Origin of the sequence: Citricoccus sp. I39-566 (assembly GCF_031432995.1) — a bacterium.
Classification (GTDB): domain Bacteria; phylum Actinomycetota; class Actinomycetes; order Actinomycetales; family Micrococcaceae; genus Citricoccus; species Citricoccus nitrophenolicus_A.
The window spans coordinates 2617562-2631586 of the sequence record NZ_CP133842.1 but is presented as its reverse complement, the minus strand read 5'-3'; the positions used below and the strand labels follow the sequence as shown (position 1 = coordinate 2631586).

General features: G+C 72.1%; 14 protein-coding genes. 9 read left to right on the top strand and 5 right to left on the bottom strand.

The window, feature by feature from the left end:
• The first annotated feature begins 16 nt into the window (after window positions 1-16).
• Entirely contained in the window at window positions 17-736 is a 720-nt protein-coding gene (locus tag RE421_RS12110) for a DUF5998 family protein (protein WP_309810209.1), read from the top strand.
• A complete protein-coding gene (locus RE421_RS12105; protein WP_309810206.1) occupies window positions 733-1953 on the top strand; it encodes an alkaline phosphatase family protein in 1221 nt (406 codons plus the stop codon). The genes RE421_RS12110 and RE421_RS12105 overlap by 4 nt, the downstream gene beginning before the upstream one ends.
• A gap of 16 nt (window positions 1954-1969) precedes the next feature.
• On the opposite strand, the gene sepH is transcribed toward RE421_RS12105, so the two are convergent.
• Window positions 1970-3223 carry a septation protein SepH gene (gene sepH, locus RE421_RS12100; RefSeq protein ID WP_309810204.1) on the bottom strand — a complete coding sequence of 418 codons (1254 nt, stop codon included), beginning with the start codon at window positions 3221-3223 and terminating at the stop codon, window positions 1970-1972.
• A gap of 323 nt (window positions 3224-3546) precedes the next feature.
• Between sepH and RE421_RS12095 the strand changes: the two genes are divergently transcribed.
• Window positions 3547-3846 carry a DUF4193 domain-containing protein gene (locus RE421_RS12095; RefSeq protein WP_309817354.1) on the top strand — a complete coding sequence of 100 codons (300 nt, stop codon included), beginning with the start codon at window positions 3547-3549 and terminating at the stop codon, window positions 3844-3846.
• Between the two features lie 90 nt (window positions 3847-3936).
• Here RE421_RS12095 and RE421_RS12090 read toward each other — a convergent pair whose 3' ends face one another.
• Window positions 3937-4434 carry a DUF3093 domain-containing protein gene (locus tag RE421_RS12090; RefSeq protein ID WP_309810201.1) on the bottom strand — a complete coding sequence of 166 codons (498 nt, stop codon included), beginning with the start codon at window positions 4432-4434 and terminating at the stop codon, window positions 3937-3939.
• 133 nt (window positions 4435-4567) lie between these two features.
• Between RE421_RS12090 and dut the strand changes: the two genes are divergently transcribed.
• From dut to RE421_RS12070, 4 genes are all read left to right on the top strand, one after another.
• The gene (dut, locus tag RE421_RS12085) at window positions 4568-5020 is read left to right on the top strand and encodes a dUTP diphosphatase (protein ID WP_309817351.1); all 453 of its coding nucleotides are present in this window, start codon (window positions 4568-4570) and stop codon (window positions 5018-5020) included.
• Window positions 5021-5094: 74 nt separating this feature from the next.
• Window positions 5095-5808 carry a DUF3710 domain-containing protein gene (locus tag RE421_RS12080; protein WP_309810198.1) on the top strand — a complete coding sequence of 238 codons (714 nt, stop codon included), beginning with the start codon at window positions 5095-5097 and terminating at the stop codon, window positions 5806-5808.
• Window positions 5809-5815: 7 nt separating this feature from the next.
• Window positions 5816-6175, top strand: coding sequence for a hypothetical protein (locus RE421_RS12075; protein ID WP_309810196.1), 360 nt, complete (start codon window positions 5816-5818; stop codon window positions 6173-6175).
• Window positions 6159-6869, top strand: a complete 711-nt coding sequence (locus tag RE421_RS12070; RefSeq protein ID WP_309810194.1) for a DUF3159 domain-containing protein — start codon at window positions 6159-6161, stop codon at window positions 6867-6869. Before RE421_RS12075 ends, RE421_RS12070 begins: the two co-directional genes overlap by 17 nt.
• Before the next feature lie 6 nt (window positions 6870-6875).
• On the opposite strand, the gene RE421_RS12065 is transcribed toward RE421_RS12070, so the two are convergent.
• The 3 genes from RE421_RS12065 to RE421_RS12055 all read right to left on the bottom strand — a co-directional run bounded on the left by RE421_RS12065 (window position 6876) and on the right by RE421_RS12055 (window position 10238).
• Complete coding sequence (locus tag RE421_RS12065) at window positions 6876-8756, bottom strand: DUF222 domain-containing protein (protein WP_309810191.1); 1881 nt, start codon at window positions 8754-8756, stop codon at window positions 6876-6878.
• A 97-nt stretch (window positions 8757-8853) separates the two neighbouring features.
• On the bottom strand, window positions 8854-9522 hold the full coding sequence (locus RE421_RS12060) for a TrkA family potassium uptake protein (protein WP_309810188.1): 669 nt from the start codon (window positions 9520-9522) through the stop codon (window positions 8854-8856).
• A complete protein-coding gene (locus RE421_RS12055; RefSeq protein WP_309810185.1) occupies window positions 9519-10238 on the bottom strand; it encodes a TrkA family potassium uptake protein in 720 nt (239 codons plus the stop codon). The genes RE421_RS12060 and RE421_RS12055 overlap by 4 nt, the downstream gene beginning before the upstream one ends.
• Window positions 10239-10383: 145 nt before the next feature.
• On the opposite strand from RE421_RS12055, the gene RE421_RS12050 reads away from it, so the two are divergent.
• Together RE421_RS12050 and RE421_RS12045 are read left to right on the top strand one after the other, a co-directional pair.
• Entirely contained in the window at window positions 10384-12390 is a 2007-nt protein-coding gene (locus RE421_RS12050) for an APC family permease (RefSeq protein ID WP_309810183.1), read from the top strand.
• 87 nt (window positions 12391-12477) lie between these two features.
• Window positions 12478-13935, top strand: coding sequence for a TRAM domain-containing protein (locus RE421_RS12045; protein WP_309810180.1), 1458 nt, complete (start codon window positions 12478-12480; stop codon window positions 13933-13935).
• Window positions 13936-14025 lie beyond the last annotated feature (90 nt).

The following is a 14025-nucleotide window of genomic DNA, read 5'->3' as shown; positions in this document are numbered from 1 at the left end:
CCGATAGCATGGAGCCATGACTCCACTGCGCAGGAACCCCGGTTCGGGCCAGCACCCCTCGGGGCACCATTCCTCGGGGAACTCCGCCTCCGACGCCGAGCAGGAGGCCGCCCGGCGCCGGCCGGCCCCCGCGCCCAACGCCACGGGGGACGCCGGGTCCAGCCTCGGCGCGGACATCGAGCGGGCGGGGTTCTACCCGGAACTCGTGGCCGACGTCTTGGACTCGGTGCTGGACGGCCGTGAGGTCTCCAGCCACCTGGTGCACGTGGACACCCACTTCGACTATGACGAGATCCACCGCCACATCACGGTCCTTGCCCTGGCCGGCGACGTCATGGCCGCCCTCCATCTGGACGACCACGCCCTGGACGAGGCCGGCGAACAGGTGATGGCCCAGGTCTCCACCGAGATGGTGCCGCTGTGGCGGATCGACTCGGTGGTGGCCACCACCATGCATCCGCAGCCGCAGACCTTCCGCCGCGGGGATCCCATTGCGGAGGTCACCCTCTCGGTGACCTGGGCCGGCGGACAGCGCCTGGACCTGGCCCCCGCCGCCTGCGGCGATCCGAACTGCGAGGCCGACCACGGGTACACCGGGACCTCCACGCGGGAGGATCTCGTGCTGCGGGTGGCCGCCGAGGCCGAGGGGCAGCAGGCCGTCAACCAGGCCCTGGCGTTCTACCGCGAGCTGCGCCGCGCCACGGTCCAGGAGCCCGGGGGCCGGTCCGGCCGGTGAGCTCCGCAGCACCGGCCCCCGCAGGCCCCGACTATGCCGGCCGGTCCCTGGCCGGCGTCCTCACCTCCGCCGCGGCGGCACTGGGCGCCGCCGGCTTCACGAACACCCTGCAGCTGCCGCGGACCCGGCGCGCCGCCGTCGTGATGGTGGACGGACTGGGCAAGGCGCTGCTGAAGCGCTATGCCGGCCACGCGCCGTTCCTGAAGTCCGCGCTGGAGCGGGACTCGGCCACCCTGCAGGTGGCCTACCCCACGACGACGGCCGCGTCCCTGTCGAGTCTCGGCACCGGCCTGGCGCCCGGGCGCCACGGCCTGGTGGGCTACGACGTGCTGGACCCGGACCGGGACACCGTCATCAACCAGCTCGGCGGCTGGGACCCGCTGACCGATCCCGTCGCCTGGCAGTCCCACCCCACGGTCTTCGAGCGGCTCGCCGCCACCCGGCCGGAGGCCCCCGGGCCTGGGGGAGCGCCGGTCTCGGCGTTCGACGACCCGGGGGTGGAGGCGGTGACCGTGTCCCTGCCGGCCTTCGAGACCTCCGCCCTGACCACCGCCGCCCTGCGGGGCTCCCGTTTCGTGGGGGCGAGGACCCTACAGGCCAGGTTCCAGAAGGCCAGGGAGGAGCTGCACGGCGCCACCGGGCCCGTGCTGCTGTACCTCTACCTCAACGAGCTGGACAAGGCCGGGCACCAGCACGGGATCGGCTCGGAACCGTGGCTCTACGCCCTCGAGGAGATCGACGGCGCCGCCCGCCGCCTCAGCACCACCGTGCCGAAGGACACGGTGCTGCTGCTCACGGGGGACCACGGGATGGTCGATGTCCCCGAGTCCGGCCGCATCGACTACGCCGAGCTGCCGGGGCTGGTGGACGGGATCCGGCACACCGCCGGCGAGCCGCGGTTCGTCCAGCTGCACTTCGCCCCGGACGCCTCGGCGGCCGTGCGGGAGAACACCACGGCCGCCTGGCATGCCGCCTTCGGCGACCAGGCCTGGATCCTGACGCGCGAGCAGGCGATCGAGGCCGGCTGGTTCGGCGAGGTGGAGGCGAGGGTGGCTCCCCGCCTGGGCGAGCTCATCGTGGCCGCCCACGGCCCCGTGGCCCTGTACGACGGCCGACGGGTGGCACCGGCCGCCTTCGAGATGGTCGGCCACCACGGGGCGCCCACCCGGGCCGAGCGGGAGGTCCCGCTGCTGTTCCTGCAGCGGCCGCGGCGGTAGCCACCGAAGGCGGCGCTCAGTCGCCCTTGCGACCGAAGACGATCTCGTCCCAGCTGGGCACGGACGGCCGCCTCGACTTGGCTCCCGCGGTGCGCCCGGCCGCCTTGCGGGGGGTGCCGCGCCCCTTGTCTGAGCCCGTCGAGTCAGCGTCGCCCAGGTCGAGGGCGGTCTGCCCCGGGAGGGTCTCGGGGGCCTGCTCGTCCTCCTGATCCTCCTCGTCGTCCTGAGCCGGTGCGGTCTCGTCCTCGCCGTACCGGTCCGCCGATGGGTCGGAGTACTCGACCACCTCGGCGTCCTCCTCGTCGCCGTCGCCGTCGCCGTCGCTGACGTCGTCGGGGGCGGAGGCGACCGCCAGCCGCGGGCGGGAGGGCTCCCGGGTGGGCTGCTCGTCACGGGTCAGCATCAGGGCGAGCTCATCATCGCCCTCCTCGTCCACGCCGAGGCGCTGGCCGCGGCGGGCCCGCAGCACGTCCAACAGCTCGTCCTGGGAGTCCTGGTCCAGGGCAACCCGTGGGTCACGGAACGTCTCGCGGGAGGCCTCGCGGGGGCCAGCGGGGGGAGCCGGGTCCTCGTCCTCCTCCACGTTGAAGGGGCGGTCGCCGACGGCGGAGAGGCGGCGGCCGCCGAAGGGCCCGTCCAGGGGGTCGAGTTCGGAGAGCACCTGGGCCCAGCGGTTCTGGTTGTCCAGGTGCTGGCTGGACGGGCGGAAGGACCATCGGGCCGGCGGCTGGTCGCCGATCGAGGAGGACGGGCCCTCGAGGCCTTCGGTGGAGAAGTCGAGGGTGATGGTCCAGGAGCCCTCGGGGTTGCGCCAGGCATCCCACCGGGCGGTGGCGGGGTCCATGCCGAGGGAGGTCAGCCGGTGACGGACCATGTCCCCGAGCAGGGCCGGCTCGTCGCCGAAGGTGCTGCGGTACAGGTCGTGGCCGGGCAGGGGGGCGGCCACCTCGACCCGGCGGGCCTGCTGGGCCATCCAGTCGCGCTCGGCCAGCACGGGTCCCTCGTACTTGCGCACGCGGTCCAGGTCCACGCCGGACTCGGCGGAGACCTGCTCGGCCGTGGCCCCGGCGCGGATGCGCGCCTGGATGTCCCGAGGGGTCAGCACCCCCTCGGCCGCGTCCGCGGCCTGGGCGGAGGGCCGACCGATGGGACGGGTCGCCGCGGAACGCAGGGCCTCGGTCACCGGCAGGGAGAACTCCTCACCGGCCTCGTTGCTGAGCAGCAGGTGTCCACCATCCTCCTGGACACCAACGAGACGGAGTTCCTGCATGTCTGTCCTCCACGGTCGACAAGGGCCCGGTGACCCACTCGTCAGACGACTTTGCCACGATTCTGCATCCTTGTGCACCACGCGCCCGCGGTGTGGCGTGGATCCGTGCCCGCTGTACGCTCTCAGCGATTTGGTTTTTGCCCGGGGGTGGGGAACAATCTCCACGACGCGCAGACCTCAGGCGGGCCCGCCGGGCCCGCCAGGGCAGGTCTTCGTGGCCGGTTCTCCCAGCTGTCCCCCAGGGAATCCGGCGTCATTTCGGCAACATCCCACCCACGGTCGGTCCCCTCCGGCCACACCAGCGGAGCGTGAACACACCCCTTATGGCCACCGATTACGACGCGCCACGCAAGAACGAGGACGAGCTCAACGAGAGCTCCATCGAAGAATTGAAGAACCGCCGCACGGACACGCAGTCCGCCGTGGTGGACGAGGACGAGGCGGAGGCGGCCGAGGGCTTCGAGCTCCCCGGTGCCGACCTCTCCGGTGAGGAGCTGATGGTCCGGGTGCTTCCCGCCCAGGCCGACGAGTTCACCTGTGCCTCCTGTTTCCTCGTGCGCCATCGCTCGCAGGTCGCCAAGGAGAAGAACGGCCTGCTGTACTGCACCGACTGCGAGGGCTGATCACGTCAGTGTCGCAGTAGACACCGCGCAGTAGACACCGAGGGCCGGCCAGGGAGGCCTGGCCGGCCCTCGGTCGTTCTCCAGGTCTCTTCAGGCCTCGGCATCCGCGTCGCGGGCCATGGTGCCGCCCAGCACCTCGACCAGCTGTTCGGGATTCCTGGTGCTGGCCAGCCAGTACGGGGTCCGGTCCCGCAGGTCCTCGATCTGGATGCGGACCACCGGGTCGATCCATCCGCGCAGGCACATGAAGGCCAGGCCGTGCAGCGCGGGCCCGCGCTGGTGGGTGGCGTCCTCGCCCCGGTAGCCGGTGACGAGACCCACGTGCTGGCGTTCGATGCCGGCACGGCCCACCTGCAGGGTGCGCTCGGTGACCACGATCCTCGGGGTCGAGACGGTGAGCAGGATGGCGATGATGGCGAACACCACGACGGCCGCGATCAGGCCGATCTCCACGCCGATCGGGACGAAGACCAGGATGGACAGGCTGGAGATCATCACGGCGATCAACCAGATCCAGGCGGAGGGCCGCAGCTTCTCCTCATAGAGGACGCGGGCTTCCGGTGCGGGGGCCGGGGAGGAATCGTGCATACCTTCTACAATCCCACGTTTGGCGGGGCAGGAGTGAATCCTGCAGTACAGTGGCCGCGTGAATCAGCCAGCAGTCCCCCTGGACCCTTCTGCCGTCCCCGAGCCCGTCGAGCGGCCCACGGTCGCGTTGACCATGCTCGACGACGGCATCGAACCTCCCAGCTATGCCTTGCCCGGCGATGCCGGTGCGGACCTGCGGACCACCGAGGACGTGGTGCTGGAGCCGGGCGCGCGCGCCCTGGTGCCGACGGGCGTGGCCCTGGCCCTCCCGGAGGGTTTCGTCGGCCTGGTGCACCCCCGCTCGGGGCTGGCCGTGCGGCACGGTCTCAGCCTGGTGAATGCCCCCGGGACCATCGACGCCGGCTATCGCGGCGAGATCAAGGTGCCGCTGCTCAACACGGACCGCAGTGAGGCGGTCCACCTCCAGCGGGGGGACCGGATCGCCCAGCTGGTCATCCAGCGGGTCGCCCAGGCCGATTTCGTCCGGGTCGAGTCGTTGCCGGAGTCGGATCGCGGGGCGGCCGGCTTCGGGTCGACGGGCGGGTTCGGCCCGGGGCAGGACGGTTCAGCGCGGGCGTCACGCTGACCTAAGCTGGACAGGCCCCTCGGTTGGCTTCGAATGACTACTTCTACGCGTGACACGGATTGGCAGGCAGGCTCATGATCTTCGGCCGTAACCGGAACGTCAAGACCGAAACGGTCGTCCTCCCGGAGGAACTCCAGGACCCCCGCGACCAGGCGGGGACGGATCCGGTGGCCGAGGCGACCGGACCCTACGACATCGCCGAGCGTCCGGAGGCGGAGGGGTACCTCGACCTGGGGTCGCTGCGCGTCCCGATGGTCAAGGACCTGAAGGTCCGGCTCGACCTGGAGGACTCCACCAAGCGCATCATCGGCGTGACCCTGCAGCTGGGCCAGTCCTCGGTCCAGGCCCAGGCTTTCGCGGCGCCCCGCTCCGGCGGGCTGTGGGATGAGATCCGGGCCGAGATCCTCGAGTCGGTGACAGCCACCGAGGGGGCCCAGGTGGGCGAGCAGGAGGGACCCTTCGGCACCGAGGTGGCCGCGCGGATCCCGGCCGCGATGCCCGACGGCTCTCCCGGCTGGCGGGTGGCCCGCTTCGTGGGCGTTGACGGCCCCCGCTGGTTCCTGCGCGGCGTGGTGGGCGGTGAGGCGGCATTCAAGGACGAGGCCGCCGGGGCCCTCAACGACGTGTTCTCCCGCATCGTCGTCCGGCGCGGTGACGATCCGCACCCGCCGCGTGAACTGCTGCCGTTGACGCCTCCGGAGAACATGCGCCCCGTGCCGCAGAATTCCCCGCCCGGACGGTCCACCCCGGCACCGGAGCGAGGACCGGAGATCACGGAAGTCCGGTGAACCGGCCATGAGCACCCCCGCGGCCGGCTCACAGCCCGGCCCGCTGTCCGGCACCGCCGTCAGTTCTGGTGCCCACGGCACCACGGTCCGGCGGGCGGGCCTGGTGGCGGCGGTGCGCCTGCAGGACCGGGAGGCACCGGCCCGATTCTCGGTCGACCTCGTCACCCGGGCACCCCGGCCCGGCCGGATCGCCACCGGAGGGGAGCGGATCCGCCTGGTCTGGATCGGCCAGCGCCGGGTCCCGGGCATCACGGCTGGCCGGTGGCTGCGCGTCGAGGGATTCCTCTCCATCCACCAGGACCTTCCCACGATCTTCAACCCCCGCTACGAACTGCTGGCAGGAGCACCGCATGACCACCGATCCTGAGTCCGCCGACGACCAGTCGCCCCGGGCCGCTGTCCCGGAGGACACGCGCTCCCCGCTGGATGCGGCGCTGCGCAAGGTCGGTTCCGGGACGGCCGTGACGGACACGGGCCAGATCGATGTGCTGGCGACGATCGGCGGCTGGCGCGGACTGCTGGAATCGGTCCTGCCCTCGGCGGTGTTCCTCGTCGCCTTCATCACCACCCAGGACCTCTGGGGCGCCGGGATCGCCGCTGTGGCGGTGGCCGCCGTCTTCAGCGTGGCGCGGCTGGTCCAGCGCCAGAGCCCCGTGCAGGCGCTGGCGGGGCTGGCCGCCGTGGTCCTGTGCGTGGTGGTGGCCCTGAACACCGGAGAGGCACGGGACTACTACCTGTGGGGCTTCGTCACCAACGCGGCCTACATCCTGGCCCTCTCCGCGTCCGTGCTCGTGGGCTGGCCGCTGCTGGGGCTGATCTACGGCATGGTCCGCAACGAGGGACTGGAATGGCGGAAGAACGCCGCGCGGCGCCGCCGCTATGCCCTGGCCACGTGGATCCTCGTGGCCGCGCTGGCCCTGCGCCTCGTGGTCCAGGTGCCCCTCTACCTCGCCGATCTGCTGACGGCGCTGGGAACGGCCCGCCTGGTGATGGGACTGCCCCTCTACGCCCTCGCCCTGTGGCTCGGGTGGCTGGTGTCCGCCGCCAGACCCCGCACCTAGATACACCTAGGCGACCCAGGCGTATTCCACTCTCGTTCCTGGGGTTCCGCGGGTCCTGTGGGGAGTTCGCGGCCAGGCGTGGTCGAAGCGTCGTGGCCGGGGGCGGGACGCGGGTTTGATGTGGTCCGCTGGTGTGAGTGGCGCTGCCGGGCTGCTGAGCTCTTCTTCCGGCCTGGTGGTCGCCGCTCTGGGTGTGGGCGGGGGTGGTTTCGCCGTCACCCGCATCGTGACGGGGGCGGTGTCAGTGGTGCAGGGCACGTCTCGCTGGTCGGGCGCACCTTCTCTCGCACCTTCTCTCGCACTGTCACGGGCACGCCCCTGCGCACTTCCGTTCTCGGGGTCAGCGCCGTCCAGTGCCACGTCCGGGGCTACTGGTGCGCGGGGTGGGGTGAGGGGTCGGGGGTGGCTGGTGTAGTGGTGGCCGGTGGGGGTGGTGATGTCGAGGTGGTCTGGGGTGGTCCGGTGGGTCCAGCCGGGGTGTTCTTTGGTGTAGTTGCAGCGTTCGCAGAGGCCGGAGCCGTTGGCGTAGCTGGTGGGTCCGCCGTCCCGGTGGGGGGTGGCGTGGTCGATGTGGCGGATGGGTGGTCCGCAGTAGGGGGTGCGGCAGAGGTTGTCCCGGATCATGATCATCTGGCGTAGCTTCCGGGGGAACTCCCGACGCTGGGAATCCATCGCGACCAGGTGTCCGGTCTCCGGGGAGGTGTAGAGCCGACGCAGGAACACCCGGGCCCCAGCGGCCTCAGCGTCCTCGGGTGCCTCGGGATCCTCAGTGTCCTGGGGTGCCTCGGGATGCTGGGGGTCGGGGGTGAGGAGTTTCCGGGCGGTGGTGGCGGGGAGGGGGCCGTGTCCGGGGATCCAGGCGGGTTCGTGGTCACCTGCGAGCAGGGTGGTGTCGGTCATGATGAGGTGGATCTCCACGGGGGAGGGGTCCTGGGTGGTGCGGCCGGTGAGGCGTTCGACGAGGACGTCGGAGAGGACCTGCTTCGGGCTGCGTCCTTCGGCTTCACCGAGGGCCAGGGTGGTGGCTGCTTGGTCGGTGAGGGCGTGGTAGCAGGCTGCTGCTTCGAAGGCGGGCAGCAGGGCGGTGAGGTAGGCCATGCCGTTCTCGGTGGGCTTGAGGTGGACGTGGCGGTCGGTGACGGCCTGGTCGTATCGTGCGGCGGCGGTGTGGGGGTCCTGCCGGTGGGCTTCGGCCTGGGTGTGGTGGGTGAGGTCGCGCAGGCTGAGGCCGGGGAGTCGGTCGGCCAGGGTGGTGTCGACGCGGTGGCGGGCGGGGGCGGGGAGCCAGTGGGTGTGGCGTTCGAGGGTGGCGGCGTGTTCTTCGGTGATCTGGCCGGTCTGGAGGGCGGTGAGGGTGTTCGGGAGGTGTTGGGTGAGGTTCAGGGCTTGGCGGAGGTGGGTGCTGCCGCGGTGGGGGTTCTGGCGGCGGGCCAGGCCGATCTCGGTGCCCAGGCCGCGTCCGCGGCGGGAGGCGGGGATGCCGCGGGCGGCTTCATCCAGGACCCGGTGGGCGTGGAGGGCCGCTGTTTCGCGGGCTTGGACTGCGGCGCAGGCGGCTTTGAGGTCCTCCAGGGCACGGATGCGGTGGATGGCCTCGGCCTCGCGGGTGACGATGGCCAGTTCCTCCTGGCTCGGCCCGAACCGGCCGGCGGGCGTGTGGCCGGCAGGACCGTCCGGAGAGGAGGCAGCAGCGGGGGCGGTGCTGGTGGATGCGAGCGCGGCGGCAGAGGCGGCCGGGACCATGCCGGTCAGGCCCTCGCGCAGGGCGATGATGGCCTGGGCATCCCACAACGCCGGAACGGCAGGGACTGCGGAGCCCTCGGGGTCGCCGGGCGCGGTTTCGTGCAAGGGGGTGACCCCGGGAGCACGATCCGCGTCTTCGAACATGTGTACTACTCTACCGAGCGGCGGGGGCACCGTAAAGGGCCGCCAGCCCCTCTGTGGATACGTTTCCTCCAGGGACCAGGGCGGCGAAACTGCTCGGCTAGGCCCCGTCCTCGGGCACCAGCAGGGCCCGCAACCGCTCCTCGGCGTCCACGGTGGCCAAGAAGAACACCTCGTCACCGGCCTCCAGGACGTCGTCGTCGCTGGGGGTGATGGGACGGGTGTCACGGATGATGGACACCACGGAGACATCCGCGGGCCAGGACACCGAGCCCAGTCGTCGGGCGTCGGCCCAGTGGCCGGCGGGCACCGTGAACTCCACGAGCGTGGTCTGCCCGGACCGCAGGGTCAGCAGGCGCACCAGGTCGCCGGTCTCCACGGCCTCCTCCACGAGGGCCGTCATGATCCGCGGGGTGGACACGGCCACGTCCACGCCCCATGACTCGTCGAAGAGCCAGTCGTTCTTCGGGTTGTTGACGCGGGCGACCGTCCGCCCTACCCCGAACTCGGACTTCGCCAGCAGGGAGACCACCAGGTTGGCCTTGTCGTCCCCCGTGGCGGCCACGAGCACCTCTGCGGTCTCGAGGTGGGCCTCCTGCAGCACCGCGAGCTCACAGGCATCCCCGATCAGCCACTTGACGCCGCGCAGCCCGGACCGGGAGACCACCTCCGGCTTGGTGTCCACGAGCAGGATCTCGTGCCCGTTGGCGAGCAGCTCGCGGGCGATCGAGGACCCCACGGACCCGGCTCCGGCGATGACGACCCTCATGCCTGGTCCACCCCGTCCCTGGTCGCGTCCTGCTCATCCAGCAGTCCCGTGCCGGACTGCGGCTCGGAGGCCAGGATCCGTTCGGCCTCGTCCTGGCCGGACACGGCCAGCACGGCGTGCACGATGTCCCCCTGCTGGTACAGGGTGTCCGCCCGCGGCACGATCCCCTCGCCCATCCGCGTGATGAAGGCGACCCGGACCCCGGCCACGGATTCCAGCTCGGACAGCGGGTGGCCGATCCAGCCGGTGGCGACCCGGACCTCGGCCATCACGATCCGTCCCGAGGCATCCCGGAAGTCGCCGGCCAGGTCCGTGTCCGGCAGGATGCGGCGCAGCACCTGGTCAGTGGACCAGCGCACGGCGGCCACGGTGGGGATCCCGAGGCGCTGGTAGATCTCTGCGCGGCCGGGGTCGTAGATGCGGGCCACCACGTGCTCCACTCCGAAGGTCTCCCGGGCCACCCGGGCCGCGATGATGTTCGAGTTGTCCCCGGAGGACACGGCGGCGAAGGCGTAGGCCTCCTGGATGCGGGCCCTGGCCAGGGCATCGCGGTCGAAGCCGACGCCCGTGACCCGCTGGCCGCCGAAATGCCGCCCGAGGCGGCGGAAGGCCTGCTCGTCCTGATCGACCACAGCCACCGAGTGGCCACCGCGTTCCAGCGTCAGCGCCAGGGACGAGCCAACGCGGCCGCAGCCCATGATCACGAAGTGGGGCATCCGTATCCCTCCCGGTCCTTCCCTTCAGGGCGCCGGCCTGGAGCGGCCCGGCGGTGCCGCCGGCTCGGCCATCGAGTCCAGCGAGTCCAGCGAGTCCAGTGTGCCACGCGCCGTCCGATGCGCCCGGCGGGGGTACCGTGGTGCCGTGGCAAGGGTCCTTGAATCCGTCCGTCGGCTCCTGGTGGGCCGGCCCTATGACACGGAACGGCTGAACCGCCGGCCCCTCGGCCGGTCCACGGCGCTGCCCGTGTTCTCGGCCAACGCGTGGTCATCCATCGCCTACGCCCCGGACGAGATCCTGCTGACCCTGGCCCTCGGCGGGACCGCCGCCCTGAGCCTCGGCCCGGAGATCGGCGTGGCCGTGGTGGCCGTCATGCTGCTGATCGTGATGTCCTACCGGGTGTCCGTCCGGGCCTATCCGGAGGGCGGGGACTACGCCATCTCCCGGGCCAATCTCGGTCCCTGGGCCGGCGTGACGGTCGGGGCCGCCATGATGCTCGACCTCGTGTTCACGGTGGCCGTGTCCGTGGCGGCCATGGCCCACTACCTGGCCGCGGTCTGGCCCGTGCTGGGAGGTGCGGAGACTCCGGTGGCGGTGGCCGGCGTCGTGCTCCTGGCCATGGCGAGCATCCGCGGCGCCGGACGCGGGCGCCGGACGCCCGCCCTGCTGGCCTTCGGCCTGCTCGCCCTGCTCTTCGGCATGATCGTCGCGGGGCTCGTCCAGGATGCGCTGGGCACGCTGGAACCGGCGACGTCGGCCGCCCTGGAACCGGTGCCCGATCCCGCCTTCGCGGACGGGCTGGGTCCTCTGGCGATGGCCGTGCTGGTGCTGCGCGCCTTCTCCTCCGGTTCGGCGCTGGCCACCGGCGTGGAGGTGCCCGCCTCGAACGTGGGGGCCATGGCCAAGCCCCGCATCCGCACGGCGCGGTTCGTCATGCTGGCCATGGGGCTGATCGCCGCGGCCTCCACCCTCGGGGTGATGTACCTGGCCGATCGCGCCTCCGTGGTCTTTGTGTTGGACCCGGCGACGCTGCAGTCGGCTGGCGGGGGAGCGGTGCCGGCGGACTACGTCCAGAACCCCGTGCTGGCGCAACTGGCCAACACGGTCCTCGGCTCGGGCAGCCTGCTGGCCGGTGCCCTGATCCTGTTGGTGGTCGCCCTGCTGGTGCTGGCCGGGCACTCGGCGTTCAAGTCCTTTCCGGAGCTGGCCTCCCGGCTCGCCGCGGACGGGTACCTGCCGCGGCAGCTCCTCACCCGGGGTGACCGGCTGGGCTACACCAACGGGGTGCTGCTGTTGACGCTGGCGGCGCTGGCCCTCGTGTGGGTGTTCCAGGCCCAGACGGCCCTGCTGGTGCAGCTCTACGTGATCGGGGTGTTCCTCTCCTTCACCGTGAGCCAGCTGGGCATGGTGCGGCACTGGGGCCGACAGCTGGCCCACACCCCCGGGACTAGGGCCCGCCAGGCGGTCCGGACCCGCCGGCTGGTGAACCTGGTGGGGTTCGTGGTGGCCGCCCTCGTGGCGCTCGTGGTGCTGGTGACGCGGTTCGGCCAGGGGGCGTGGGTGGCCCTGCTGGCCATCGCGGCCATGGTGTTCGTGATGTCCCGCATCCGGAACCATTACGACGCGGTGGCCTCCGAGCTGGACCTGACCCCCACGGAGGACGCCCGAGCCCTGCCCTCACGCGTCCACGCCGTGGTCCTCGTGATGTCCGTCCAGCGGCCCACGTTGCGGGCCGTGGCCTACGCGCGGGCCTCCCGGCCGTCCAGCCTGGAGGCCGTGGTGGTGGACCTGGACAAGGACTCCACGCGGAACCTGCTCGCCGCCTGGGACCGGCTGGACCTGCCGGTGCCGGTGACCGTGCTGGCCTCCCCGTACCGCGAGATGTCCGAGCCGCTGATCCGCCACCTGCGGGCCCAGCGGCGCACCTCGCCGCGGGACCTCATGGTGGTGTACATCCCGGAGTACGTGGTGGCGCGCGGATGGCAGCGGCTGCTGCACAACAGGGCCACCCAGCGACTCAAGGACCGGCTGCACCGCGAGCCCGGGGTCATGGTCGCCTCGGTGCCGTGGCAGCTCTCCGGCGGGCGTGGCGATATGCATCGCCTACCCGAATCTCCGCTGGGCCAGACGAGAATCGGGCCGGACCAGTAGAGTCGGGTCAAAGGTGCACGGATCCCTGCCGGACAAACGGACCGGACGGATGCCGGGGACCATGACCGCTGAAGGAGGCCGGCCAGGATGACGCCCATCCAGGAGACCAGCAGGGCCGAGGGGGCCCGCCCGCAGGTTCGCGAGGCCACCGGGGTGCCGGGCGTGCCCCAGGTACTCGAACTGGAGGTCGGTCCGATGGCCCACGGGGGCCACTGCGTGGCCCGGCACGAGGGTCGGGTCGTGTTCGTGCGGCATGCCATCCCCAGCGAGGTGGTCCGCGCCGTGGTCACCGAGTCGGGGGAGGGGGCCCGCTTCTGGCGGGCCGACACCATCGAGGTCCTGCACGGCTCCGAGTTCCGCCGGACCCACCAGTGGAAGCTGGCCGACTCCCTGCGCGCCCACGCCGCCGGCCGCCTGCCCGTGGGTGGGGCGGAGTACGGGCACATCGTGCTGCCGCACCAGCGGCGGCTCAAGGCCCAGGTCTTCCGGGACACCGTGGCCCGGATCGCCGGGATCCAGCTGGACGTGCACGTCACCGGCGCTCCGGGGGACGACCCCTCCGGCCTGCACTGGCGCACCCGCAACGCCTTCGCCGTGACCCCCACCGGCCGGCTGGCCATGCACGCCCACCGCTCCACCGTGCTCGTCCCGGTCCGGAACATGCCCCTCGGGGTCCACGGCCTGGACGCCCTGAAGCTCTGGGAACTCGACTTCACCGGGATCTCCCGGGTGGACGTGGCCACGCCCGCCTCCGGCGGACCGTCCCTGGTGCTCCTGACACCGGCCGAGGGCGTGGACCCGTCCACGCTGGGCGGGCGCATGCACCGCCAGACGTCCCGGCTGCCGGAGGGCACCTCCGTGGCGTTGACGGTGCCGGGGCATACCCCGGAGGACCGCCCCGAGGTGCACCGCCTGCGCGGGCGGACGTGGACCCAGGAGGAGGTGGCCAGCGCCCGCGGTGACCACCACGCGTTCCGGATCACGGGGGACGGCTTCTGGCAGGTCCACCGCTCCGCCCCCACCATGCTGGTGGACGCCGTGCTCCAGGCCGCCGCGCTGCAACCGGGCCAGGTGGTCGCGGACCTGTACGCCGGCGCCGGGCTGTTCTCCGCCTTCCTGGCGGATGCCGTGGGCCCCGAGGGCCTAGTGCTGTCCGTGGAGGCTTCCCCGGGAGCCAGCCGGGACGCCCGCCGCAACCTGCACGGCGTCACCCAGGCCGCCGTCCTCAACGGCCTGACGGACCGGGTGCTCGGTGGCTGGCTGGCCCAGCCGGAGAAGCCCGTGGCCGATTGCGGGCTGGGCGGTCGCACGGTGGACACGGTGGTCCTGGACCCGCCGCGGGCCGGCGCCGGCAAGTCCGCTGTGGAGCGCATCCACCGGCTGGATCCCGCCCGGATCGTCTACGTCTCGTGCGACCCGGCGTCCTTTGCCCGGGACCTGGGGCTGCTCTCCGGCGCCGGGTGGGCCGCGGAGACGGTGCAGGTCTTCGACCTCTACCCGGACACGCACCACATGGAGTCCGTGGCGGTACTCACCCGCTCCTGACGCATGAGCGTGATCCGGCCGACCCTCGGGCTAGGATGGTAGGCGAGCCCCCTGTGACGGCGTCGTCAGACCGCCGGCCCAGGATCGGCA

Coding starts and splice junctions, on each gene's coding strand:
- RE421_RS12080 (WP_309810198.1), top strand. CDS start 5,095: ATGATCTTCGGCCGTAACCGGAACGTCAAGACCGAAACGGTCGTCCTC.
- RE421_RS12075 (WP_309810196.1), top strand. CDS start 5,816: ATGAGCACCCCCGCGGCCGGCTCACAGCCCGGCCCGCTGTCCGGCACC.
- RE421_RS12065 (WP_309810191.1), bottom strand. CDS start 8,756: ATGTTCGAAGACGCGGATCGTGCTCCCGGGGTCACCCCCTTGCACGAA.
- RE421_RS12045 (WP_309810180.1), top strand. CDS start 12,478: ATGACGCCCATCCAGGAGACCAGCAGGGCCGAGGGGGCCCGCCCGCAG.
- RE421_RS12055 (WP_309810185.1), bottom strand. CDS start 10,238: ATGCCCCACTTCGTGATCATGGGCTGCGGCCGCGTTGGCTCGTCCCTG.
- RE421_RS12060 (WP_309810188.1), bottom strand. CDS start 9,522: ATGAGGGTCGTCATCGCCGGAGCCGGGTCCGTGGGGTCCTCGATCGCC.
- sepH (WP_309810204.1), bottom strand. CDS start 3,223: ATGCAGGAACTCCGTCTCGTTGGTGTCCAGGAGGATGGTGGACACCTG.
- RE421_RS12110 (WP_309810209.1), top strand. CDS start 17: ATGACTCCACTGCGCAGGAACCCCGGTTCGGGCCAGCACCCCTCGGGG.
- RE421_RS12090 (WP_309810201.1), bottom strand. CDS start 4,434: ATGCACGATTCCTCCCCGGCCCCCGCACCGGAAGCCCGCGTCCTCTAT.
- dut (WP_309817351.1), top strand. CDS start 4,568: ATGCTCGACGACGGCATCGAACCTCCCAGCTATGCCTTGCCCGGCGAT.
- RE421_RS12070 (WP_309810194.1), top strand. CDS start 6,159: ATGACCACCGATCCTGAGTCCGCCGACGACCAGTCGCCCCGGGCCGCT.
- RE421_RS12095 (WP_309817354.1), top strand. CDS start 3,547: ATGGCCACCGATTACGACGCGCCACGCAAGAACGAGGACGAGCTCAAC.